Origin of the sequence: Helicobacter cetorum (genome assembly GCF_900198405.1) — a bacterium.
Taxonomy (GTDB): domain Bacteria; phylum Campylobacterota; class Campylobacteria; order Campylobacterales; family Helicobacteraceae; genus Helicobacter; species Helicobacter cetorum_C.
Genome location: NZ_FZMR01000018.1, coordinates 1 through 24,735 on the forward strand (window position 1 = coordinate 1; position 24,735 = coordinate 24,735).

At 35.1% G+C, this 24,735-nt stretch carries 24 protein-coding genes; 8 read left to right on the top strand and 16 right to left on the bottom strand.

All coding sequences use genetic code 11. From position 1 onward, the window contains the following. Nucleotides 1-185: 185 nt before the first annotated feature. The 4 genes from C6H25_RS05235 to rpe all read right to left on the bottom strand — a co-directional run bounded on the left by C6H25_RS05235 (nt 186) and on the right by rpe (nt 3,800). A complete protein-coding gene (locus C6H25_RS05235) occupies nt 186-758 on the bottom strand; it encodes a restriction endonuclease subunit S (protein ID WP_104748407.1) in 573 nt (190 codons plus the stop codon). 7 nt (nt 759-765) lie between these two features. Then, entirely contained in the window at nt 766-2,169 is a 1,404-nt protein-coding gene (locus C6H25_RS05240) for an NAD(P)H-hydrate dehydratase (protein ID WP_104748408.1), read from the bottom strand. A 133-nt stretch (nt 2,170-2,302) separates the two neighbouring features. Next, nucleotides 2,303-3,169 carry a 3'-5' exonuclease gene (locus C6H25_RS05245; protein WP_104748409.1) on the bottom strand — a complete coding sequence of 289 codons (867 nt, stop codon included), beginning with the start codon at nt 3,167-3,169 and terminating at the stop codon, nt 2,303-2,305. After that, on the bottom strand, nt 3,147-3,800 hold the full coding sequence (gene rpe, locus C6H25_RS05250) for a ribulose-phosphate 3-epimerase (RefSeq protein WP_104748410.1): 654 nt from the start codon (nt 3,798-3,800) through the stop codon (nt 3,147-3,149). Before rpe ends, C6H25_RS05245 begins: the two co-directional genes overlap by 23 nt. Nucleotides 3,801-3,870: 70 nt before the next feature. On the opposite strand from rpe, the gene C6H25_RS05255 reads away from it, so the two are divergent. The 3 genes from C6H25_RS05255 to C6H25_RS05265 are packed head-to-tail and all read left to right on the top strand — an operon-like array spanning nt 3,871 to nt 6,054. Next, complete coding sequence (locus C6H25_RS05255) at nt 3,871-4,743, top strand: class 1 fructose-bisphosphatase (RefSeq protein ID WP_104748411.1); 873 nt, start codon at nt 3,871-3,873, stop codon at nt 4,741-4,743. Further along, nucleotides 4,743-4,946, top strand: a complete 204-nt coding sequence (locus tag C6H25_RS05260; protein WP_199768944.1) for a hypothetical protein — start codon at nt 4,743-4,745, stop codon at nt 4,944-4,946. The genes C6H25_RS05255 and C6H25_RS05260 overlap by 1 nt, the downstream gene beginning before the upstream one ends. Continuing rightward, nucleotides 4,927-6,054, top strand: coding sequence for a DUF354 domain-containing protein (locus tag C6H25_RS05265; RefSeq protein WP_104748413.1), 1,128 nt, complete (start codon nt 4,927-4,929; stop codon nt 6,052-6,054). Before C6H25_RS05260 ends, C6H25_RS05265 begins: the two co-directional genes overlap by 20 nt. Before the next feature lie 109 nt (nt 6,055-6,163). Here the strand turns inward: C6H25_RS05265 and C6H25_RS05270 are convergent, their stop codons facing one another. The 4 genes from C6H25_RS05270 to C6H25_RS05285 are packed head-to-tail and all read right to left on the bottom strand — an operon-like array spanning nt 6,164 to nt 10,201. Beyond that, nucleotides 6,164-6,460: a hypothetical protein gene (locus C6H25_RS05270; RefSeq protein ID WP_104748414.1), complete on the bottom strand. Its 297-nt coding sequence runs from the start codon at nt 6,458-6,460 to the stop codon at nt 6,164-6,166. Nucleotides 6,461-6,478: 18 nt separating this feature from the next. Next, nucleotides 6,479-7,786, bottom strand: a complete 1,308-nt coding sequence (locus C6H25_RS05275; RefSeq protein WP_104748415.1) for an NFACT family protein — start codon at nt 7,784-7,786, stop codon at nt 6,479-6,481. Next, nucleotides 7,783-9,339, bottom strand: a complete 1,557-nt coding sequence (locus C6H25_RS05280) for a DNA recombination protein RecN (RefSeq protein WP_104748416.1) — start codon at nt 9,337-9,339, stop codon at nt 7,783-7,785. Before C6H25_RS05280 ends, C6H25_RS05275 begins: the two co-directional genes overlap by 4 nt. Further along, the gene (locus tag C6H25_RS05285) at nt 9,329-10,201 is read right to left on the bottom strand and encodes an NAD(+)/NADH kinase (protein WP_104748417.1); all 873 of its coding nucleotides are present in this window, start codon (nt 10,199-10,201) and stop codon (nt 9,329-9,331) included. The genes C6H25_RS05280 and C6H25_RS05285 overlap by 11 nt, the downstream gene beginning before the upstream one ends. A gap of 273 nt (nt 10,202-10,474) precedes the next feature. Between C6H25_RS05285 and C6H25_RS05290 the strand changes: the two genes are divergently transcribed. Next, entirely contained in the window at nt 10,475-11,185 is a 711-nt protein-coding gene (locus C6H25_RS05290) for an outer membrane protein (RefSeq protein ID WP_233707339.1), read from the top strand. A 156-nt stretch (nt 11,186-11,341) separates the two neighbouring features. Further along, the gene (locus C6H25_RS05295) at nt 11,342-12,052 is read left to right on the top strand and encodes an outer membrane protein (RefSeq protein WP_104748418.1); all 711 of its coding nucleotides are present in this window, start codon (nt 11,342-11,344) and stop codon (nt 12,050-12,052) included. A 47-nt stretch (nt 12,053-12,099) separates the two neighbouring features. Here C6H25_RS05295 and C6H25_RS05300 read toward each other — a convergent pair whose 3' ends face one another. The 8 genes from C6H25_RS05300 to fliW form a co-directional block, all read right to left on the bottom strand. After that, a complete protein-coding gene (locus tag C6H25_RS05300) occupies nt 12,100-13,248 on the bottom strand; it encodes a glycosyltransferase (RefSeq protein WP_104748419.1) in 1,149 nt (382 codons plus the stop codon). A gap of 2 nt (nt 13,249-13,250) precedes the next feature. Then, on the bottom strand, nt 13,251-15,248 hold the full coding sequence (locus tag C6H25_RS05305; RefSeq protein WP_104748420.1) for a hypothetical protein: 1,998 nt from the start codon (nt 15,246-15,248) through the stop codon (nt 13,251-13,253). Then, entirely contained in the window at nt 15,245-15,991 is a 747-nt protein-coding gene (gene mreC, locus C6H25_RS05310; RefSeq protein ID WP_104748421.1) for a rod shape-determining protein MreC, read from the bottom strand. Before mreC ends, C6H25_RS05305 begins: the two co-directional genes overlap by 4 nt. 6 nt (nt 15,992-15,997) lie before the next feature. Further along, nucleotides 15,998-17,041: a rod shape-determining protein gene (locus C6H25_RS05315; RefSeq protein WP_104748422.1), complete on the bottom strand. Its 1,044-nt coding sequence runs from the start codon at nt 17,039-17,041 to the stop codon at nt 15,998-16,000. A gap of 45 nt (nt 17,042-17,086) precedes the next feature. Then, nucleotides 17,087-18,424 (bottom strand): ATP-dependent protease ATP-binding subunit ClpX, encoded by a 1,338-nt coding sequence (clpX, locus tag C6H25_RS05320; protein WP_104748423.1) that lies wholly within the window; start codon nt 18,422-18,424, stop codon nt 17,087-17,089. Between the two features lie 24 nt (nt 18,425-18,448). Continuing rightward, a complete protein-coding gene (gene lpxA / locus C6H25_RS05325) occupies nt 18,449-19,264 on the bottom strand; it encodes an acyl-ACP--UDP-N-acetylglucosamine O-acyltransferase (protein WP_104748424.1) in 816 nt (271 codons plus the stop codon). Next, complete coding sequence (gene fabZ / locus C6H25_RS05330; RefSeq protein WP_104748425.1) at nt 19,261-19,752, bottom strand: 3-hydroxyacyl-ACP dehydratase FabZ; 492 nt, start codon at nt 19,750-19,752, stop codon at nt 19,261-19,263. The genes lpxA and fabZ overlap by 4 nt, the downstream gene beginning before the upstream one ends. A 298-nt stretch (nt 19,753-20,050) precedes the next feature. Beyond that, nucleotides 20,051-20,440, bottom strand: coding sequence for a flagellar assembly protein FliW (gene fliW, locus C6H25_RS05335; protein WP_104748426.1), 390 nt, complete (start codon nt 20,438-20,440; stop codon nt 20,051-20,053). A gap of 189 nt (nt 20,441-20,629) precedes the next feature. On the opposite strand from fliW, the gene C6H25_RS05340 reads away from it, so the two are divergent. From C6H25_RS05340 to C6H25_RS05350, 3 genes are all read left to right on the top strand, one after another. After that, nucleotides 20,630-21,286, top strand: coding sequence for an outer membrane protein assembly factor BamD (locus tag C6H25_RS05340; protein ID WP_104748427.1), 657 nt, complete (start codon nt 20,630-20,632; stop codon nt 21,284-21,286). Between the two features lie 63 nt (nt 21,287-21,349). Then, nucleotides 21,350-23,866 carry an endopeptidase La gene (gene lon / locus C6H25_RS05345; RefSeq protein WP_104748428.1) on the top strand — a complete coding sequence of 839 codons (2,517 nt, stop codon included), beginning with the start codon at nt 21,350-21,352 and terminating at the stop codon, nt 23,864-23,866. Nucleotides 23,867-23,876: 10 nt separating this feature from the next. After that, nucleotides 23,877-24,704: a prephenate dehydrogenase gene (locus tag C6H25_RS05350; protein WP_104748429.1), complete on the top strand. Its 828-nt coding sequence runs from the start codon at nt 23,877-23,879 to the stop codon at nt 24,702-24,704. Nucleotides 24,705-24,735: the final 31 nt, after the last annotated feature.

Here is a 24,735-nt window from a genome sequence, read left to right on the forward strand (position 1 = left end):
TATCGCTTGACTTTGTCAAGCTCTTTATTATTTGTTTTTAAAACGCTTTTAAAAGCGTTTTTATTGTTTAACCACTAAACAAATTAAAAAACAAGATTTCTTAAAAGTCTTATGCGTTTAAAAAAGGTCTTTTAGCGTTTTTTATGTTTTTTAAACCCTAATCTTAGCACTCATTAAATCGTTGTTTAAAGATTTTTTGATGTTTTGATTTTATTTTTAAGGCTTGTGATTTCATTATCCAAATTACTTAAAATTTTAGCGATAGCAATTTGTTCGTTTAGGGGGGGTAGAGAAACTAATTGATTTGTAACGCTTATCTTACTTAATCCAAGTTGTGCTGACCCACATGCTTTTAGTCTTAGTTCACTATTGACTTCATTAGAATTAATGCGGTATTTTAAAAATAAGGCATCACACTTTTTACTTATTTTTATTTGCAATTTAAAGACATGGTCGCCCAATATATACTTGTAGTCAGTATCAATATATGCAACTTTACCGATAATATTACCTCCACCTATATCATCTTTTGGCATAACCAAGTCGTCTTTTGACAAAAAATCTTGCTTTAAACTCGTTCTTTTATGTGCTATTAAATCTCCATTGATTGATATAGCCCCCATGTCTACAATGTAGTTTTCTCCATAATTATCAATAGATTTACTCTTTGAATATCCTGTTGTGATTTCGCATATATCCCCAAGCCTTACCACTTCCCACTCTTTAGGGCAATCATAGAATGCTGTTAATGCGTTCATAAAGTTCCTATGCTTTTAATCGTTTAATCTTTTCTATCAAATCTAGGGGTGTTAAAGCGTAGTTATTTTTAAACTCTAAGCTCGCTATAGAATGGGCTAAACTTGCACAAATTGTGGCATCTAGGGGCGTATAATTTTGAGCTAGTAAGCTAACAATTAGTCCGGCTAACACATCGCCACTCCCTGCTTTTGCTAGAGCAACACTCCCTAAATTGTTAATAAAAACCTGCCCTTGGTGAGCGATGATAGTATTAGCCCCCTTTAAAAGCAACACCATTTTTTTATAACGCTTTGAAAAATCTCTTGCTATTTCTAGCTTATTATCTAGTAATTCTTGCATATTTATCTTTATGCCCACTAATTCTAAAAGCGATAAAAATTCTTTAGGGTGTGGGGTAAGCACGACTTCATAATCTAGGGCTTGTAAAATTTCTTTGTGATAAAAAGCCCCAGCATCTAAAACGCATGGCACAAGTTCAAGCCACTTCTTAAAATCCTTTGGCATAACTTCTAGCCCCATCCCTAGTGCAAACGCACTAAGCTTGTTAGGAAAATTCTCATAAAAAACTAATTCTAAAGGCTTATTGCTAGGATTTATCTCGCATTCTAAGGCTTGGATACTCACAATTCCTGCTCCAAAACTTAACGCACTCATCGCACTGAGTAGTCCTGCCCCACTATGCTTACCTAAAAGCACATGCACATGCCCATAATCGCCTTTATGAGCGTTTTTGTTATCTCTTAGGGGTAATTTCAGGTCGCTTTTTTCTAATAAAAAAGTGTCTGTTTCTATCTCATAAGCACCGCTAAAAACCCCTAAATTACCCACTTCTAAAGTCCCTATATAGTCCTTAACCCTATCATTCAATAAGCAAGTTTTTAAAGCTCCCATGCTGATAGTCATAGTTGCTTTAAACGCCCCTTGAGAGACTCTGCCTTTTAAATCTATCCCACTAGGAATATCACAGGCGATTTTAAATTTTGCTTTTTTAGAGAGATTTTCAAAACAATCCCTTAAAAACGGCTCTAACTCGCCCTTAAAATGACTTCCTACTACGCAATCTATTAACACATCGCATTCTAAATCATCTAATGGATTATATTTTTTAATTTCTACCCCTATTTTTAATGCCCTTTCTTTTTGGAGTTTGCACATAGGGCTTTTTGGGGGTTTCATTTCAAAAACTAGCACTCTAAAATGCCCTTTTAAGCGTCTTGCTAAAGTATAGCCATCGCCCCCATTATCCCCACTCCCACATAGAATAATGACTTTAGAATTTAAGGGGGTGTTTTTAAAAACCGCTTTTTCTAAAGATATAGCGGCATTTTCCATTAGAATATCTTCGCTTAAATGTAATTTTTCAACAGCCCTTTTGTCTAAGAAATCCACTTTTTCATACACTGCACGCATTATCTAGTCCTAGCGATAAAATTATCAAACGATTTTACTTGAATTTGGCTTTTTTCCCCTTTAAGTTTCTGCACCAAATCTTTCAAAAATTACCCTAACTATAGTTAAAATAAGGTCAAATCAATAGAGGTATCTAGTCGCTATGCTTGGTTGGGTTTTCAAAAAAACCCTCTGCTCTTTCAAAAAAGGGGAAAAGCGATGGATTTTGATTGTGTCTAGCTCTTGGAGGTCTTTTAATTAAGGTGTTAGCACATTTTGAAAAATCTATTAAATCCATCGTTGTTTTGATATAGTTAGGCAAATTCAATAAGCATATTTCAAAGAGTTTGTAACTCGCTAGAGCGTCTGCATAAGCTCTATGGCTAATTTCTATATCAAACCCTAAAAGCTCTTTTAAAAAGCTCAAAGAATAACGCATAGATAAAATTGCACGCCTTGATAAATCTAGAGTGCAAAGCTTTAAATTCAATAAGGGGCAATGCAATTTTTCCACAAAATAACGCCCTAAAAAAGCGTAATCAAAATTAGCGTTATGGGCCACAAACACGCTATTACCTAAAAAAAGGCGTAATTCTTGTAACGCTTCTTTGACATTTGGAGCATTCAAGGTATCTTCATAGGTAATGCCTGTAAGCTCAGTGATATAATCTGGCACGCTTTTAACCTTAATAAAAGTTTCAAAACGATTGATGATTTGCCCCCCTTTAACCTGCACGGCACCGATTTCTAAAATCTCATGTTTTAGGGGGTCAGATCCGGTTGTCTCTAAATCAATAAAGGAAAAAACTTCATCTTTAAAGGGGGTTTTAAGATTTTTGAGCGTGATTAAATCGTTATGAGTTTCTATGAAATTTAGTCCACACGCTTTTAAATACTCTAAATTGATTTCATCATCAATGAGACGAGAGAGCGAATTTTCTAATGTGCTTAAGCTTAAATCTTGGTGCTTTAAGCGAGCGATTAAGACTTGAATATCTTTATGCAAGAGATTTTCTAACATTCTGTAAGCCTTCAATGGCAAGCTTACGATTTTTTGCTTTAAAAATATAGCTCCCTGAGACTACAATATCCACGCCCACTTCTTCAAGCTCAAGGATATTTTTGTCATTCACACCCCCATCCACTTCCAAAAAACAGCTAGGGTTATATTTTTTAATCAATTCTTTAACCTTAAAAGCTTTTTCTAACACCAAGTCTAAAAACTTTTGCCCGCCAAAGCCCGGATTGACACTCATCAAAAGCACTAAGCCAACACTTTCTAATAAGTATTTAATGCTCTCTTCATGCGTGTGGGGGTTTAGCACAATTCCAGGGGTTATGCCTAAATTTTTGATAAGTTGTAATACTCTGTGGGGGTGCTTTTCATTTTCTGCATGAATGCTTATAATTTGTGGTTTTAAAGGGGCAAATAACTCTATAAAAAAACTCGCATTTTCTACCATTAAATGCACATCTAAAGGCACTTTACACATTTTGGCGGCATTCTCTAAAATCACAGGACCCATGGTTAAATTAGGCACATAATGCCCATCCATCACATCAACATGCAAAAAATCAGCGTTACTCACGCTCTCTATCTCTTGTGCTAAATACATAAAATTAGCACTCAAAAGGCTTGGGGCTACTTTCAAAATACTTCCCTAATTTCAATGTTTTAAAGTAAAATGTTAGCATTTTTAATCAAATCATAAAAGGGTTTTTATGGATTACAAACATTTTAAAGGCATGCATGCAGACATTGTGATAGAAATTATAAGTCTTTTAGAAAAAGGGGCTAAAAAAGCTCAAGAGATTTTAAGTAAGCCTGATGCAGGGAGCTACACGAAGTTAGAAAATAGTAGTGGGGACACCCCTATTAAGGCAGATTTAGCCCTAGACAAATTCCTAGAAAAAAATCTTTTAAGCTTAGAAAATATCAAAAGTGTCTTTAGCGAAGAAAAAGAAACACCCATTACTAAAGAAAATGGCTCTTATTGTATCGCCTATGACCCATTAGATGGGAGTTCGGTTATGGAAGCGAATTTCTTAGTTGGCACAATTATGGGAATTTATGAAAACGATTTCAAGGCTCAAAATTTGGTCGCTAGTCTATATCTTGTTTTTGGGCATAAAATGGAATTAGTCATAGCCCTAGATAAAGTTTATCGCTATGCTTTTTATGAAAACAAGTTCCATTTCATAGAAACAATCACTTTGGAAAATAAGGGTAAAATCATCGCTAGTGGGGGCAATCAAAAGGACTTTTCTCTAGGACTAAAAAAAGCTTTAAACACACTTTTTGAAGAAAATTATCGCTTACGCTATTCGGGGTCAATGGTCGCTGATGTGCATCACTTATTGATTAAAAAAGGCGGAATGTTTTCTTATCCCCAAAAGAAATTACGCAAGCTTTTTGAAGTCTTTCCACTAGCTTTTATGATTGAAAAAGCTAAGGGGGAAGCGTTTTATTTTGACAAAGGAATTAAAAAGCGTTTGTTAGAACAAAGTGTTGAAAGTTATCACCAAAAGTGTGAATGCTATCTAACAAGCCACTATGAAGCTCAAATTTTAGAAGAGCATTTAAAGGGGGAATAATGCAAGATAGTGCTAAAAAATTAGAATATGAAGAGCGTTTTAATGATGCTCTTTTAAAATTACAAGCTTGTCAAAAGGAAAAGCAAGTGATGAGTTGCTTGAAATGCGAACAAGTCTTAAATTGTGAAACTCGTAATCTTTATGTGAACGCCACTTATGAAAGCATGAGTTTAGGCGAAGTGGGTGGGTTTGATTTTAACTAAGCCCTTAATCTGGTTAGACATTTTAGACCCTAAATACGCTCTATTTTTTCAAGCGTTTTTGCCTTATTTTCAAGAAATGGGCGAACTTCTAATCACCACAAGAAAAGACACCCACTATAATGAATGCGTGAATATCTTAGAAATGTTTAACACGCCCTATATAGCTATTAATGCTCCTTATAGCGCTAGTTTAAAAGATAAATATTTGGCAAGACTAGAGAGAGAAAAAGCGTTTTTAAAGCTGTTTGAAACACGCCCTAAGCCTAGCGTGTTAATCACAGGGGTAAGTGTAGAGGCGGTGAGTGTAGCGTATGCCTTAAATATTCCTATAGCACATTTTAGCGATACACCCATGTTTAGCGATACTTTTAATAGGGAATTTTACACCAAACAAGCTCGCTTAAGCCTGCCCTTAAGTTCGCTTATCATCTATCCTTTTGTTGTGCCTAAAAAGTGTTACACGCATTTAGGTATTCCTAAAGATAGGCTTATCAAACAAGATTTTTTAGACGCTAGTTTGTGTATAGAATATGCTAAAAAAAATCCAACCAATCTTTTAAAAGAAAGTTTAGGGTTAAAAAACAATGCCCCTATTATCTTAGCTAGAGAAGAAGAATATAAAGCTAGTTATGTCAATAAAAAACATTCTCTTTTTTATGAAACAATGGAGTTTTTAGGCTCAAAAGATTGTGAAGTTTTAATTGTACCTCGTTATGATAAAGAAGAGTTAAAAAAGCGTTTTAAAAATTTCAAAAATATTTGCGTTTTAGAAAAAACTTATAACGCTTTTAGCTTGTATGCTCTAGCAGATATTTTTATAGGGGCTGGTGGCACAATGACTTTAGAGAGTTGCTATTTGGGTATTCCTACGCTCTCCTTACGCTCTATTTCACTCTTTCATGACAAGTTTTTAATAAACCATAATTTATTAAAGCATGCTGATGGTTTAAAAGAGGCTCAAAATATTTTAGAAAATTTCTTATCCATTAAGGACTATTCAAGTTGCAAAAAACAAACGCATTTAAAAGCACAAAAACACTATAAAGCCAAAAATTTAGAATCAAAAATCGCACAAATTTGTAAAAAGATTAGCACACTCATTAAATGAGATATTTTTAGAATGAGCCTCTTAGAGCACTAATTCTAAAAACATAACGCCAACCAAAAACTTGGTTAAGGCAAAATTTCTAAGTTATTAAAAATCCCTCTAACAAACCTTAGCCTACAATATCTAGCAAATGCTCTTCATGCCATAATTCAATTTCTTCTTCTTCTAATTCAAACGCCTTAGACCTTTGCTGGCTTTGATAGTGGTTTGGAGAGCCTTCTTTAGGGTTTTTATCGCTAATGGCTTGCAGATTTTCTAACGCCCTTGTTTCTTGAGCTAATTCAAGCTTGTTTTGAAAACTTTGTGCTAAGTCTAGCATATCACTTCTAGCACCTTGTTGGATAGCAGAATTTAAGGGAGCGTTTTGGTTGATATAAGTTACATTACCTAAAGCTGAAACACCCATGCTAACCTCCTTGAATGTTTAAGTGTCCTTTAGGCTAATAGTTCGGTATTTTGAGTAAATAACATTAGCTCCCTTGATAATTTTGACAAATTTTCGCTGTGTATAATCAATTTCGTAACTACTAAACACATCTTTTTGCATTTTAATTAACATTTTGGCTAATTCTAAGATGATTTCATCTTTGGGGGTGTTTTTTTGGCAAAAAACGATTAAATGCGAGCTAGGAATATCTCTAATATGCATCCACAAATCATTCGCCCTTGCGTCTTGCAAGAGTTTAATATTCTCTTTTTGGTTTTTTCCTAAGCCGATTTTAAAATCCTTGTAATATAACACTTCATACCCACTCATAGGGCGTTTAATCTTAGCATTTTTCATCGGCATAAACATCTCTAACACGCTTTCTTTTAAAGCTTGTTTAACATAATTGATTTGGTGTTCTTTAAAGGCGATTTTTTCCTTTAAATTCTCTTCTTCTAAATACAGAAATTGTGATTTTTGTTTCTTTTTCTTGCTAAGAGTAAATTTTTTGTTGATAAAGGCGTTTAAAGGCATGCTATTATCAATTTCAATCACGCATTCCTTATTTTCAAAATCTTTTAAAGTAACGCTATTTTGATGTTTGTTGATTAAATGCTGATAAGTCAATAATAACGACGCCTGAGTTTGCAATTCTTTAGCTTCTAGCTGTAATTTTTGGGGTTTTTCTAGTTTTTCTAATTTTTCACTCAAGCGTTCTTTTTGGGTGTTTAATCGTTTGATGATTTGATTTTTTTTGTGTTCTAATTCTTTATGCTGATAAAGCAAAAAATCTTTTTCTAAAATTCCTAACAAGCCCTTAAAATCCAAACACTCTTCTTTATGGGCGTATGTGTTAGGGGGCAATGCGCCTAAAATATCGTTTTTGGCTACCCTATCATTAAAACGCAAGGCTTCTATGACGTATTTTTCTTTATCCAAAATAATGAGATTCGCTCTTTTGGGAATGAGTTCTAAACGCACGATAAAACTTTCACTCTTATAAGCTAAATCTTTAGAGCCTTTGATTTCTAAAATTCTGTCATTATCAATGATGTTAGCTTCTAAAATTTTGGCGTTCTTAGCGAATTTATTCAAGCAAGAATCTAAGGCTAGAGTGTTTTTCAAAACGCTTTCTAGTGGTTTTTGAGACAAGCCGATATAAGGCACACTAAAATCTAAAACAAAGGCGTATTTTTCTTTAGAAAAAGTCTCTAATAAAAAACAAGATGCACTCAAGCGTTTGAGAGTAAAGCTTGTTTGAGTGTTTAAAAATTCGCTGAACTTTTTTAGAAGAAAAAATTTCATTCTTGCACCTTTAATTTTTCCTTAGCAAAAGAGATGGCACTCTCTATATTTTCGCTCCCCCCTATCATGCGTGCGATTTCTAAAATCCTTTCTTCGTTATTAAGCGTTTTTGCAACGCTTTTTTGATTTTCTTTGAAGACTAGAATATGGTTTTTAGCAACGGCTGGAATATGGACTTGGTGCGAAATAGCTAAGATTTGTGAATGGCTACTCAAAGTTTCAAGAGCTTTAGAAACGGCTAAACTCTCTTCGCCACTTAGATTTGAATCCATTTCATCTAAAACTAACACGCCTTTAAAATCCTTTAAAAACTCCATTTCTAAAAGCATAAAAGCTAATCTTAAACGGCTGTATTCTCCAGAGCTTATTGTCTCTAACTTAGAATTTTGTAAATTTAAGATAAGTTTTTGAGTGCCTTTTTCACTCATAGGGGCTTCTTCTAAGCTCAAACTAGGGCTTTTTAAAAGCAACTCTTTAGCCTTAGTGCTTAAAAGGGCGTTAAAATGAGATAAAGACTCTTTTCTAAAAGCACCCACTTCTTCGCATAGTTTCAAGCATTCTGTTTTTAAATTTTCTATTTCTTTGTGGTAGGTTTTGCAATTACTATCAATTTCTTTTAAGCTATGAAGTTCGTTTTTAACATCATCTAAACGCTCTTTAGCTTGTGTAATGCTCCCATAATCCTTGATTATCCCACTCACTATGCTTAATCTCTCTAGCACTTTTTCAATATCCAAATGCTCGCATTCTTCTAATTTAGCTTGCTCTTTTTCTAATAAAGCACTCGCTTCCATTAAGGCACTTTCCAAAAATTCAGCATCTTGTCCTATGCTCTCTAAAGCATGCGTAATTTTATGGGTGTTGTCTAAAACCTGTAAAGCTAGAGTGATTTTATCACTCATTTTTTCCTTACTAGAGAGCAACTTTTTCTGTTCTAAAAGGCGTTCGTATTCATCTTCTTTTAAATCCAAGCGTTCTAATTTCATTTTTTCAAAACTCAATCGCTCTTCTAAGTCCTTAACAAAGCGTTTTTTATCTTCTAAAAGATGCATTTCTTTTTCTAATTTTTCTAAGCTTATAAACTTATTTTCAAGCTCGTTTAAAAGGGGGCTAAACGCCTGATTTTTATGCATAATATAGCCATCTAGTAAGGATAGCATTAAATTTTCATTGAGTTCATTTTGACTAAACCTGTCGTTTGATAGGCGTTTGATTAAGCCTTTTAATAACTCTTTAAGCGTGTTTTTAGACAGGCTTGTTTGGTTTAAAAAGTAGCGTGTTTTTTCTTTTTTAATCACACTTATGACTAAAGGCTCGTTATTGTCTTCTCTAAAAATGCCGTATTCTTCAGTGTCTAAAAAGGGGGCGATAAATTCCACTTCAATATTTAAAGCATTACTTTCTTTCAGCCCAAAAGCCCCTAAAAGGCTTGTAATAAGAACGCTTTTACCCACTCCACTAGCCCCACTAATCGCACTTAAGCCATCTTTTAATTCCAAATCCAGCTTTTCAAACACGGTGTTTTGACACACTTTTAAACGCTTAATTAGCATTAAAACCCTCTATGCTATTTTCTTGTGTCTCTTGTCTTTCTCCCCATAATAGCTTTTCTTTAAGCACCTTAAAATAATCTCTATCGGCCTTATGCAACAATACAGAAGAATGCTCGCTCGCTTTAACCCAAAGCTTTTGGTGGGCTTTTAATTCAAAGATGACTTGCCCATCTACAACCACAAGCGCCTCTTTTTGCACCTTAAAACTCAAGCAAAATTCCGCCCCTAAAACTAAGGGGCGTTGCGTTAAAGAATGATCGCATAAAGGCGTTAAAATATAGCTTTGACTTAGTGCATGCACAATAGGCCCACTAGCACTCAAATTATAAGCGGTTGAACCTAGTGGCGTAGCAATGATAAGCCCATCGCCCATATAAGTGTTAAAAACCACGCCACTCACACATGCCTCTATGCCTAAAACCCCAAGTGCCTCTTTTTTAGTGATTAGAATTTCATTCACTGCATAAAAAGACTCTTTTTCTATACCGCCTTTTAATGCCAAGTGTTTTTCTACTTTCACTTGCTTAAGCTTTAAGGCTTGCAAAAAGGCTTGCAGTTCATGCAGTTCAATAGCGGTCAAAAACCCTAAATTCCCCATTCTCACCCCAAAACAAGGCTTATGATACCCATGCACCGCTCTTAAAGCTCCAAGCATCGTGCCATCACCCCCTAAGCACAAAAAAGCATGTGCTTTTTCAATAGCTCCTTTGTCTTCTAAATTATCAATCACAAAGCTTTCAAACCCATCATTTTTCAAAAGCTTTAAAACAAGCTCCTTAGCTTGATTAAGCGCTTTTAAACGAGTGCTATCTCTATGGGGGGGTCGCACAAACACACCTATGGTTTTACTCAAATCTTTCATGCGTATATTGTAGCTTAAAACTTTAAAATGCACCTTTTAAAATCAAACCATTATATCAATTATAAGATTATATAATTTATTATTATGATACTAATAAAATTAAAAAATATGTTTTATAAAAACCATAAAAAACCCCAAAATAGCACAATTTGAAAAAATAACGGAGACTAAGGATTAATTTTTCTTTTTATTTACCTTTTAAATACTTTTTTAATTAATAATTCAAGGATACCTAATGGGTTAATTTTATTTTTAATTTAAGGAATATTCTTTATGAAAACTTTTAGAACTCTAGCTTTAAGCACTCTTTTAACTTCTATGCTATCTCTTCCGGCTATGGCAGAAAATAGTGGCGTATATACAAGCATTGGCTTTCAATATTCACAATTAAAAGTAACCAACACAACTGCTGGTCCTGAAGGCAGAACACCTATAAAAGCTCTTGGCACTGCTGGGGGGCAAACTATCATTGGTAACATGTATGGCTTGGGAATCAATGTGGGCTATAAACATTTCTTTGGTAAAACCAAGCGTAATGGCTTACGCTATTATGGCTTTTATGACTATGCGTATTCAAACCCTCTTTATGCAGGTGCCGGAAGGTCTAATAACAATGTCTATGGTGTAGGGATTGACTATCTTTTCAACTTTGTGGATAAGGATAATATTCAAGCGGGCTTATTCTTTGGTGTAGCGATTGCTGGTTCTTCATGGAGCAATACAGGTCAGGCTAGTGCTAGGTCTTTTTGTAAAGATAGTGCATATTGCCGTGATAACTTCACTTATGTGCAAGTTCCATTAGAATGGGGTATAAGAACCAATATCAACAAGCACAACGGCTTTGAAATTGGCATGAAAGTGCCTTTGGTGCAAAACTATTGGGTGGCAGAATACAACAATACTAAAGGCACAGGTCCTGTGAGAGGTGGAATCACTTATAAGCGTTCTGTAGTGTTCTATGTGAACTATGTTTATAATTTCTAATTAACCATTTTTATGCACCACTTGTTCAAAAAATGCTTTTTTTAGGCGTTTTTTGACGCCCCCTCTTTATTTTTAATTTTTTCATTTTAAGACTTTTTTAATATTTTTTAGATAATCTAATATAGTTTTTATATTTAAACTTTATTAAGGATTTTTATGAAAAAGATTTTTTCCAAACATTTATTGACCCTTATTGCCTTTATTGGCGTGTCATTTGGCATGGATAGTAATGGCGTTTTTATAGGAGCAGGATACCAACAAGGTGTTGCTCAAATGCAATCTAACATCAACAAAATTAAAGAACGCACCAACACTGAAATCCAAGGTTTTGGAGTAATGCTTGGGTATCAGTTTTTCTTTGGAAAATACTTAGGTTTAAGGGCTTATGGATTTTTTGACTATGCGCATGCGGACTCTGTCAAGCTGAAAAATCCCAAATATAAAGCTATCCCTCAAGTAGCTCAAAAAGCCGGCTTATCTAGTCTGTCTAATAAGCTCAACCCCCCTACTTTTGAGCCTAACATGCTCACTTATGGTGGGGCAGCAGATTTAATGCTCAATTTTATCAACAATGGCATCATGAGTCTTGGTGTTTTTGGTGGTGTTCAGTTTGCGGGTAATTCATGGATTATGGCAAACCCTAGCTTTGAGGGCATTATTAATGCGCAAACACGCTTGAGTAAAAAGGCTACTTCGTTTCAATTCTTATTTAATGTGGGGGCAAGATTACGCATATTAAAACACTCTAGCATTGAGGGGGGCGTAAAATTCCCCATGCTTAAAAACCCTTTTATTACAGCTAAGAACATGGACTTAAGCTTTAGGCGTGTGTATTCATGGTATGTGAATTATGTCTTCACTTTCTAAAAACCTTTTAGGTGCTATCTCTTAAAAATAGCACCTTATTTTTAGACTTATTTTTCAAACATTTCTTTTAAAACTCGTTCAATCTTTAACTCATTGTGTTTGTAGCATAGAATTTGACTAGCCTTAAAAGAATGCTTCTTAAAATCCTGTATTTCACAAACCCTTAAGGCATTGATAGTTTGGGCTAGACTTTCTGGCGAACTGCTTTTACTTGCTATGCCATTTTTAAAAAACCTTAACATTCTTTGCATTTCAAGATTTGGCACAACAACTAAGGCTAGAAGGCTTTGAATGTATTCAAAAAACTTGTTAGGCATAGCGTTGATAATATTAAGATTAGTGGGGGCGTTTGCATACAATCCTATATCATAAGCATTGCTAAAAGGAATTAAATTTTCAAAGCTCACCGGCTCTATCACACGCACCCTAACGCCCTTTTTTTGCAACGCTTTAGCCCGCTCTTTTAAAAAAGCGATGTTATTTTTATCCCCTACTAGCATTAAATCTAAAAAAAAGCGTTTTTCTAAAAATTGTGCCATTTCCAATAAACGCTCCAAGCCCCTATTGACACTTGCAGATCCATGATAGAGAATGCCAATATTATTTTCATCTGTAGGACTTATAGAAAGATTATGTCTTAAGGGCAAGGAATATAGCACGCTTGTTTTTAAAGCATAATGTTTGAAATAAAGCTTTTTTAATCCATAAGAAACGCTCCATACTTTATCGCATTCTTTGGCATAAGTCTTAGTAAGATAGCTAAAAAAAGGGCTAAAAAGCATTCTAAAACGAAAATTTTGCACATCAGTGGCGCTATAAAATTCCCTTAAATCCAAAATAACCTTAGCTTGTTTTTTATACTTTAATACGATAGGTAAAAGCACTAAATCATGGCAAACAATAACTTCAAAAGCATGTTCTTGTAAAATTTCAACGATTTTAAGGCGGTTTTTAGTCAATATCATGGGTTTATAGTTTCTTATTAAAGCGTTAAACACTAAAAGCATTTCTTGCAAAAACGAGCGCTTTTGATAAGGAGGATAAATAAAGGTTTTTACCCCCTCTATAGCGCATTCTTTAAGGTTTGTGCCAATACCCATAGCACTCACTTGATGGTGCTGTTTTAAAAAAGAAATGAGCCTAGAAGGGCGAGGGTTAGTTTTAGGATTACTAGCGCATAAGACTAAAATACGCATTTTTAAAAACGCTTTAAAAAATTTAAAAAATCTTTTACGCCTTTTTGGGAGTGAAAATCCAATAAAACTTGGCGCAAATAATAACGCCTTTCTTTTAGAATCTCTTTTTCTTTAAAATCTAAACGCAATAAATCAAGCGCTTTTTTAACATAATCTTTAGAATCAAAGGCGATAAAAGTGTTTGTTTCTTCTTCGTATAAGGACACTATCAATTCTTTAGAAATCTTTTCTTGTTCTAAATAACTTATAAAAGCTTGAGAGTTAAGAAACGCCTCTATGCGTGAATTTCTTTTAGCGTGAGTTTCTAAACTCATTACCACCAACAAGCCTTTTTTAGCGCTAAATTCTGCTTGACTTTCGCCTTGAACCATAGGAAAAGTCCCACACCACAAATCTAATACATGCCCATAAATCGCACTATTCACATAGCCTATAAAATGGCAACGCTCTAAAAGATTAGGGTTGATTGAAAGAAGTTTTTTGTGAATGCCTTGAGTATTTCCTATGCCACAAAAAAGAAATTCAGCGCTTTTCTCTTGCTCTAAAATCTCTGCAATACATTTTAAATACTCTAAACTATCGCATTTAATCAAGCGAGAAATCACGCCTATTAATTGGCTATCTTTTTGGTATCTAGCCCTTTCTGCTTCAATCAATTCTTTAGGAATATAAGGGGCATGGAATTTTTCTAACATTTTAAAAGAGATTTTTTCAAAACCCTCTAAATCAATATGACTGATTTTAGCATCAATATTAGGCACATTATAAACGCTATTAGAATGGCTATAAAAAATTTGAATAGGACAAGCACGAATAGAAAGCAAGCAATCGCTAATCCCATAGCCATTATTAGGGCTGATTAAAATATCCACTTCTTCTAAAGCGGTGTATAAATCTAAGACTTTTTGATAGTGCGAGTTATAGTAATTAAGAGAGTTATCTACAGGGCATAGCACTTCTATGCCTAAATTTTCGCATTCTTGAATGAGCGTTTCTTCACTAGGAGATTTTTCTATCAATTCCATAAGATAAATTTTAATTTCATAATTTTGTAAAAAATCTTTATTTTTTAACAAGCTTGCAAAAAAGCTTAACTCCACTTTAGTGGGCGAATTTTCTACCAAGCGGTCTTTTAAAATCCCTATGCGTTTTTTACTTTTTGTAGTTTTTAATTTTCTTTGGGGCAAAAACTTAAAATGCTCTTCATAAGCCTTGCAAGCTTTTAACGAAACTTCTTTGTTAAACAGCTCCCAATCGCTTGCACAAGTAAAGCCATTACCCCCAATATGATAGAGCAAAAAATGTATATAAAGCAATTCCTCTATACGCTTTTGCTGTAATAAAATGTCAAAAATCTTTAAATACGCTTGATAGATTTCTTTCCATAAAGCATGGTTGCAATACCCTTTAACATTCCAAAACACATGCAAATGCCAATTTAAAATGCTCCTTTGTTCTTTTAAAGGGAGTGCGAAATAAAAATCCGTTTCTATGCTTTTTAATAAAATATTTTTTGTTAATTCAAAAGGGATTTCTAGCTTTTCTAATAAATGAGTGAGTGCAACGCTCCTCTCTCTAGGAAAACGCTCATCTAAAGGTAATTGGCATGCCCCTATAATAAAAGCCTCTAGAGCTTTTTCTTTTTCACCCATTAACAATAAATTAGTTGCTTGCAAGTCTAATAGCATGGAGTTTTGAGCGCTATCTTTTGTTTGAAACACATGCTTATTAGCTAAATCATAGTAAAGAAAAAAACGCTCATCTTTATTAATATCTTTAGGCATAAAAAGCATTAAAGCCAGCCATTTAGTCTCTAAAATATGCCCTTGCTTAAGGATATGCTCTAAAATTTTATCTCTAAAAAGCTGAAAAATTAACGCCTTTTCTTCTTCTTGCAACACACCTTGATAAGCTATCAAAGCCTCTAAAATTGATTCTAAAGAAAAACTATCGCTAACTTGTTTTAATTTCTCAATCAAAGGGGCTAATTCAAAGCTCATGGCATGCTCAAAAATACATGGCGTAAGAAAGTGGCGCTACTAATAAAGGCATTTTTAAGCACCGCACTCTTATAAGTGTAATGCTCCTCAATCTTAGCCACTTCGCCCACATACACCCCAGCACCAAAAATCCCATCTAGTCCGCTTGTCATTACTTTATCGCCTACTTTAATAGACGCGCTTGGGGCGATAAACTCCACGACTAATTCTTGCTTAGCGTTAGCCTTAGTAAAGCCTAACACTTCATTTTCCCCTACCACAACGCTATAGGCACAACGCTTATGCGCATTCAAATAGCCCTTTAAACGCCCTTGTTCTAAAAGGGCTATGCCTATAGCTTGCTTATGCGAAACAAGTCCATAGATTTTATCTTCCTCTAAAGATAAAGAATGGCTTAAATAAATGCTGTTGGTGTTCTCAAAAGAGGCGAATGAAGTCATAAAAATGGGAAAATAATGCACAGAAAGTGAATTTTCATAAGAGCTATCAAAAGCTTTTAGCCGTTCTTTCAAATCAGCATTTTCTAATTTTAAAGCCTCAAACTCTAAATGCTCTTTTTGAAACTCTTTAATGCTTTTAGCTTGAAAAAAATATGCTTGAAAACCGCTAGAAATAGCGTTCTTAGTGCCAACTAATACGCCCTTAAGCGCATCGCTTACATACGAAGAACTGCCTTTAATATCTAAAAAATAGAAAAGGAAAAAAATCCCTAAAAATCCAATTAGCTTGGCATAAAAACGCATTTTAGGTTATTCTTGAAACCCCACACGACTAAGCAAATCTAAATCTTCTATCGCCTTGCCTGTGCCTTTAGCCACCGCTAGTAGTGGTTCTTCGCCCACATATACAGGAAGCTTAACTGCCTCGCTTAAATATTTATCTAAACCCTTAATAAGCGCTCCACCACCGGTTAGCACAATGCCATTTTGCACGATGTCTCCGGCTAAATCAGGTTTAACTTCCTCTAACACACTTCTTAAAGCGCTAGAAATTTCTTTAATCTGGTCTTTAATCGCCTCAAAAACATCATCAGAAGTCAATTCAACAGTGTGCAATAGTCCGCTCACTTGGTCTCTTCCAGAAACTTCCATAGTGAGTGCTGGCTCTAGTTTCACCGCACAACCAATTTCAATTTTAATCTCTTCACCGGTGCGCTCGCCTATAAATAAATTAAATTTTTTGCGGATATATTCCACTATGCTTTGGTCTAGTTTATCTCCAGCTACTCTAATGCTTTTAGACAACACCAAGCCACCCAAACTAATCACGCCAATTTCAGTTGTGCCTCCGCCTATATCTACAATCAAACTGCCTTGCGGTTCTTTAACCGGTAAGCCCGCTCCAATAGCAGCTGCCATAGGCTCTTCAATCAAAAAGACTTCTCTAGCTCCCGCACTTAAAGCACTCTCTTTAACTGCATTTCTCTCTACGCTTGTGAGACCATAAGGCACGCACACCATAATGCGTGGGCGAATCCAAGATTTGCGCTTATGAGCTTTTTCAATAAAATAGCGAATCATTTTAGCTGTAATATCATAATCTGCAATCACGCCATCTTTCATGGGGCGAATCGCTCTAATACCATTAGGGGTTTTACCAAGCATTTCCTTAGCATCGCTACCTACAGCTAGAATGTCATATGCCTTAGAATCAAACAAACCTACACGCACTGCCACAATAGATGGCTCATTGATAATAATACCTTGTCCTTTGACTAATACAATCGTATTGGCTGTGCCTAAATCTATAGCAATGTCATGTGAAAACAAACCAATTAGCTTGCTAAAAATCATGCCTTTTTGTCCTTTTTGATAAAAATTTTAAACCCTACATCTCAGTTAAGGGAGGGTTTTTGAATGACCTTTTTTGATGATAAGAGGCTCTGCTTGTTTTAAAACACAATCTTTAGTGATATGCACCTCACAACCCTTAAGCTTAGGCAAATCAAACATAATATCCAAACAAAAATCTTCAATAATCGCTCTTAGTCCCCTAGCCCCCGTCTTTCTCTCTAAAGCGAGCTTAGCAATCTCTTTAATCGCATCTTCTTCAAAAATCAAATTGGCTTCGTCCATTTTAAAAAGCTGTTGGTATTGCTTAATCAATGCGTTTTTAGGCTTTTGTAAAATCTCTACCATAGCCTCTAAGCTAATGCTATCTAGCGTGCTTAGAACATGCAAGCGACCAATAAGCTCAGGGATTAGCCCATAATTGACTAGGTCATGGGTTTCAGCTAAATGCAAGATTTCTTCTTGCTCTTTTTTACTCATTTTTTCATGGGTAAAGCCAAGCACATTTTGTGTTGTGCGCTTCTTAATGATTTCTGCTAGTCCATCAAACGCTCCCGCACAAATGAATAGTATATCGCTTGTATCAATTTGAATGAAGTTTCCATCAGGGTGCTTGCGCCCTCCTTTTGGAGGGATATTCACTATAGAGCCTTCAATAATCTTTAACAATGCTTGTTGCACGCCCTCACCTGAAACATCTCTTGTAATGGAGCGGTTTTCTGATAAACGGCTAATTTTATCAATTTCATCAATAAAAACAATGCCTTTTTGGGCTTTTTGCACATCCCAATCGCTCGCTTGTAATAACCTTGTAAGGATATTTTCCACATCTTCGCCCACATACCCAGCCTCAGTAAGACTAGTCGCATCGCTAATGGCTATAGGAATATCTAAATGTTTGGCTAAAGTTTGTGCCATTAAAGTTTTGCCTGAGCCTGTAGGGCCAATCAATAAAATATTAGACTTAGATAATTCTACTTCTTCAAAATGCTCTAACACACTCGCACTATCTAAATCTTCAGTTTGTCTTTGTAGTTTTTCTTTAAATGCTAGGCGCTTGTAGTGGTTATATACTGCTACAGAAAAGACTTTTTTAGCCTGTTCTTGTCCAATCACATAATTATCCAAAACCGCCTTAAGCTCTTTAGGGGCTGGAATATGAGAGAAAAAAACTTCATTATCAAATGGCTGAGTGTCTTCATGTAAAATATCTTTTTTAGATAAAAATGAAGACTCATGTTTATGTAGTTCTTCATACATCACATTGATACAATATTCACACACGCACACATCTTTAGTTAAATTACTAGAAAAAATAATTCTGCGTCTTTCTGCACCGCTTGATTCTGGCTTTTGGCAAAAACTACAATAAAGCGTTTCGTTCATTTCAATCCTTGCATATACTTAAAATTACTCTGCACTAGAGTTATGGGCGTATTCGCTTGTCTTATACGCCATGCCTCTAGAACTTTCTAAAATAAAAGTGCAAATCTCTTGCACAATAGGGTTATTAGAATGCTCCTCTAATTCAATTTTAGCGCTTTCTCTTATAGAGGGAACAGGCCTAAACAATCTCTTATAGAGCGAACTAATAAAATCAATCTCTTTGCTTTCTAAAAGTTGGCGCATTCTATGACGATTCAACCCTCTAATGAATGCACGATTACCCTCAACAATACAATAAGGTGGCACATCTTTTCCTAAAGCACTCTTACCAGCTATCATAGAGCCTTTGGCAATACGAGTGAATTGATGAATAGCTGTAAGCCCACCAATATTGACATAATCACCTACTTCAACATGCCCTGCTAAAGTTACACCATTAGCCAAGATACAATGATTTCCAATCACGCAATCATGGGCTACATGCACATATGCCATAAGCAAGTTTTTATCCCCAATAATCGTTTTTTTAATCCCCCCCTCAGTGCCGGGATTTATCATACAAAATTCACGAATTAGATTATCTTCGCCAATAATAAGTTCGCTATATTCGCCTTTATATTTTAAATCTTGAGGTTGCGTGCCAAGCACCGCACAAGGAAAAATTTCAGTATTTTTACCAATAAAAGTATGCCCTTGCAAAGTTACATTATTATGAAGTTTCACTCCATCACCAAGTTTCACCCCATCATGAATAACACAAAACTCTCCAATCTCTACACCTTTTCCAATCTCAGCCTTAGGAGAAACAACGGCTGATTTGGCGATTTTAACACCACTCATGCTTGCTCTCTCTCTGCAATCATAGCCTTTAATTCTGCCTCAGCGACTACCTTGCCATCTACTCTAGCCGTCCCTCCTACTTGCCAAATCATGCCTTTATATTTCAACACCTCTAAATGGTATTCTAATCTATCGCCAGGCACTACAGGAACACGAAATTTAACCTTATCAATCGTCATAAAATACACGATTTTTCTTCGTGCCATTTCAGGGTCAAATCCCCATAAGCTAGTGAATGCTAAAAACCCACCGGTTTGTGCCATACCCTCCACGATTAAAACGCCCGGAAAAATAGGCTTATTAGGAAAATGCCCATTGAAAACATCTTCATTAAAAGTGATATTCTTATACGCTACAATATTTTTATTGACTTGTAAATCCACTACTCTATCCACTAAAAGCATGGGGTAGCGATGGGGCAAAATCTGTAAAATATCTTCAATAGAAAAGCTAGAGGCTAGGGTTTGTTGTGAATGTTGTGATTCCATGATAAAAAGCAAAACTCCTTTATTTGATTAAAAAGCACACTTAAAATTTTGGTTTAACTAAGCTAGAATTATAACATAAAAACCCATGAGTGCTATGCTACATGCATTGAGACTTAATTTTTAAGCTATAAGTTCTGCTAGAGTCTTTAAACTATGTCTCTTAAAGTACCAAGGAACATTGAATGCTAAAATATACATTTTTTAATTCTAAAACATAAGACTAGAATGTTTTAAAATATATCAAATTCTTTTAAGAAAATCATAAAACTTCTATAAAAATTTCTATTGTGAGCTATTTTTAGTCTTTTTGATGGCTTAAGATATTCTCTCTTAGATGATAGTGGGGGTATTTATTAGAATCTAGCACCACCTGCCCCATAAGTTGCTTATCAAAGTTGAAAACTAAAGGGGCTAGGTAATTCACCGTGGAAAGCTCAATGGGGGTTTGAACCACCATAATATTGGCAATAAATACATTTTTAGCACCTTCTAATTCTAGGAGAATTTTTAAAGGCACAGGCACTTCAAATTCATATTTTCTTAACACAAAAGGATTTACAAGTGTAAAAGAAGGAATGGCATCATTTTCTGCATTACTCAAACGCAAAAAAATCTCATCAATTTTTTGCAATTCCATTTTGCGAATAGACTCAAAACCTAAAATAGGCACTTTCACATCAAAAAGCATGCGATTTGCATTCCCCTTAAAAACGCACTAGCCTCTCCTAATAGGACTAAAACAAGACAAGTGCCTATGGACTGAAATTTAAAGCTCTCATTATATCAAAAAACCACTTGTAAAATCAATTTATGCAAGTTTTAGGGTATACTCACAGAAGTGGTTTAATCCAAATTTTAATCTTTGAAGATAGGTGGCATGCACTTAAAACATTGGAAACAATTTCTTTTAGTTACTATAGCAATCTTGGCTATTCTTGGGGGTTGTTCTAAAAAGAAGAAAGAAGAATATAATAAACCCGCTATATTTTGGTATCAGGGGATTTTGCGCGAAATTCTGTTTGCTAACTTACAGACCGCAGATAATTATTACTCTTCCTTGCAAAGCGAGCATATTAACTCCCCTCTTGTCCCAGAGGCAATGTTAGCTTTAGGGCAAGCTCATATGAAAAAGAAAGAATATATCCTAGCAGCGTTTTATTTTGATGAATATATCAAACGCTTTGGGACTGAAAAAAATGTGGATTATTTAACCTTTTTAAAATTGCAATCGCATTATTATGCCTTTAAAAATCATTCTAAAGACCAAGAATTTATTTCTAATACCATTGTAAATATGGGCGAATTTATAGAAAAATACCCTAATAGCCGTTATCGCCCTTATGTAGAATACATGCAAATCAAATTTATTTTAGGGCAGAATGAACTCAATCGTGCGATTGCGAATGTCTATAAAAAGCGCCATAAACCTGAGGGCGTAAAACGCTACTTAGAAAGGGTAGATGAAACCCTAGAAAAAGAGACTAATCCTAAACCATCATACTTGCCTTGGTATGTGTTTATTTTTGATTGGTAGGCTAAAATATGCCATTATACTTGTAATTGAAATACCAATAATAAAAAAGATAAGTGAGATAAAATGACTAAAGATTTTCCTAAAATTCTACCTCTAATAGTGGAGGAAGACACTTTTTTATATCCTTTTATGATAGCCCCCATTTTTTTGCAAAATGATGCAAGCATTAGGACGGCAACTTATGCCAAAGACAATAACTCTCTTGTGTTTATTGCTTGTCAAAAAGATGGGCACAACAATACCACCCCTCCTTATTATGATGTAGGGGTTATTGGTTCTATCATGCGTAAAACTAACATGCCTAATGGTAGGGTCAAGCTCCTTCTTAATGGCATTGCTAAGGGGCGTATTTTAGCTCCCGCTAAAGAAAATGCTGATGGGATTTTAGAAACTCAAGTTGACTTGATTGAATACCTTAACTATGATATTGAAAAAATTCAAGCTATCGTAGAAGTTCTAAAAGAGAAAGTTACCACTTTGGCTAATGTTGGCTCTTTTTTCCCACCGGACTTAATCAAAGCTTTAGAAGATAATGATGACCCTAATCGTGTGGTAGATTTAATAGCCTCAGCTTTACACCTTAAAAAAGAACAAGCCTATAAACTCTTCAAAAGCAATGATACTGAGCAACGCTTATTAGATTTGATTGATATTGTCATAGAAGAGACTAAAACCCAGAAACTCCAAAAAGAGATAAAATCCAAAGTCCATCAAAAAATGGAACAAGTTAATAAAGAGTATTTTCTTAAAGAGCAACTCAAGCAAATCCAAAAAGAACTTGGCACAGACAAACAAAAAGACGAAGATTTAGCCCAATACTATCAAAAACTAGAAAGCATTAAGCCTTTTTTAAAAGAAGAAGCCTTTAAAGAAATCAAAAAACAAATTGATAGATTGAGTAGAACCCATGTGGATAGCTCTGATAGTGCGACTTTACAAAATTATATAGAGACTATGCTAGATGTGCCTTTTGGACAATACGAAAAAAAGTCTCTTAATATCAAACATGTTAAAGAGCAATTAGATAGTGATCATTATTCCTTAAAAAGACCTAAAGAGCGTATTGTTGAATATTTTGCCACCATGCAGCTTTTAGAAATGCGCCAAAATCAAGAAAAAGATAAAAAAAATACAAAAGAAAAAAAAGACAAGACCAAAGGCACGATTCTATGCTTTTATGGACCACCAGGTGTAGGTAAAACAAGTTTGGCTAACTCTATCGCTAAAGCCATAGCTCGCCCTTTAGTAAGGATTGCTTTAGGGGGCTTAGAAGATGTGAATGAATTAAGGGGGCATAGGCGCACCTATTTAGGCTCAATGCCCGGACGCATAGTCCAAGGGCTTATTGAAGCTAAAAAGATGAATCCGGTTATGGTTTTAGATGAAATTGATAAAGTGGATAGAAGTGTTAGGGGTGATCCAGCTAGCGCTTTATTAGAGATTTTAGACCCTGAACAAAATATCGCTTTTAGAGATAATTATGCGAATTTTAGCATTGATTTATCGCAAGTGATTTTTATCGCCACGGCTAATGATATTTATAATATTCCAGCTCCCTTAAGAGACAGAATGGAGTTTATCAGCGTATCAAGCTACACCCCTAATGAAAAAGAAGAAATCGCTAGAAACTATCTCATTCCCCAAGAATTAGAAAAGCATGCCTTAAAGCCTAGTGAAGTGAATATTACTAAAGAGTGTTTAAAACTCATTATTGAAAAATACACTAGAGAAGCGGGGGTTAGGGATTTACGCAGACAAATCGCTGCAATTATGCGTAAAGTGGCGTTAAGATATCTAGAAAATAACCAAAATACCCTAAAAAAAGGACGGAAAAAAGAAAATAAAAAAGAAAATAAAGAATGTGAAAAGATAGACGAGAGCAAAAACAAAGATTTTTGCATCTCTATTACACCAAGCAACCTTAAAGAGTATTTAGAACGCATGGTGTTTGAAATTGACCCCATAGATGAAGAAAATAAAATCGGCATAGTCAATGGCCTAGCATGGACTCCGGTAGGTGGTGATGTGCTTAAAATTGAGGCGATTAAAATTAGGGGTAAGGGTGAATTAAAACTTACCGGAAGTTTAGGCGATGTGATGAAAGAATCCGCCCTTATTGCCTTTTCTGTTGTGAAAGTCTTGCTTGATGAAGAAAAATTAAAAGCCCCAAAAATCCCTAGCGAGACCTTTAAAGACGAAAAAGGCAAGAAAAAGAAAAAATCGCTTAAAGTGTATAACGCTTATGATTTGCATTTGCATGTCCCAGAAGGGGCTACGCCTAAAGATGGTCCAAGTGCAGGAATTGCTATGGCAAGTGTTATTGCAAGTATTTTATGCGATAGGAAAATAAGAAGTGATATTGCTATGACAGGCGAATTAACTTTAAGTGGAGAAGTTTTACCCATAGGGGGATTAAAAGAAAAGTTGATTGCCGCTTTTAAAGCCGGCATTAAAACTGCTTTAATCCCTATCAAAAATTATGAAAGAGATTTAGATGAAATCCCTGCTGAAGTGCGTAATAACCTAGAAATTATCGCTGTTAAAAATGTCATGGAAGTATTAGAAAAAACCTTACTTTAAAGAAAAGAGAATGCAAGCAGGAATTATTGGCTTAGGACTTATGGGTGGAAGCTTAGGCTTAGATTTACAAGTATTAGGCTATTTTAAAAATATTTTAGGCTATGATTCTAATGCCTTACACGCCCAGCAAGCCTTGACATTAGGGCTTGTAGATGAATGTGTAGAATTTGAAAAAATCCTAGAATGCGATGTGATTTTTTTAGCCATTCCGGTTGAAGGCATTATTGATTGCCTACAAAAAATGACTTCTGTTAAAGAAAATGCGACCATTATTGATTTGGGCGGAGCCAAGCATAATATCGTTAAAAGCGTTCCACAGATTATTCGTAAGAATTTCATCGCTGCACACCCCATGTGCGGAACAGAATTTTATGGGCCTAAAGCGAGTGTTAAGGGATTGTATGAAAACGCTCTTGTCATCTTATGCGATTTAGAAGATTCGGGTGCTTATCAAGTTAAACTCGCCAAAGAAATTTTTCTAGGCATAAAAGCCCGCTTAGTTAAAATGACCTCTAGCGAACATGACGCTCACACCGCTTATATTAGCCATTTACCCCATGTCTTAAGCTATGCTTTAGCCAATAGCGTTCTCAAACAAAAAAACCCAGAGACCATTCTCTCTCTAGCTGGTGGAGGCTTTAGAGATATGAGTAGAATCTCTAAAAGCTCACCTTTAATGTGGAAAGATATTTTCAAGCAAAACAGAGACAACATCTTAGAAGCTATTGAAAAATGCGAAGCAGAAATCACTCAAGCTAAGATTTGGATAGAAAATAATGATGATGAAAGCCTTGCACAATGGATGGCACAAGCTAATAAGCTCCAAGAATTTATGTAGTTTTGTTTTAAGAGTGCCAGAGTAACGGAAT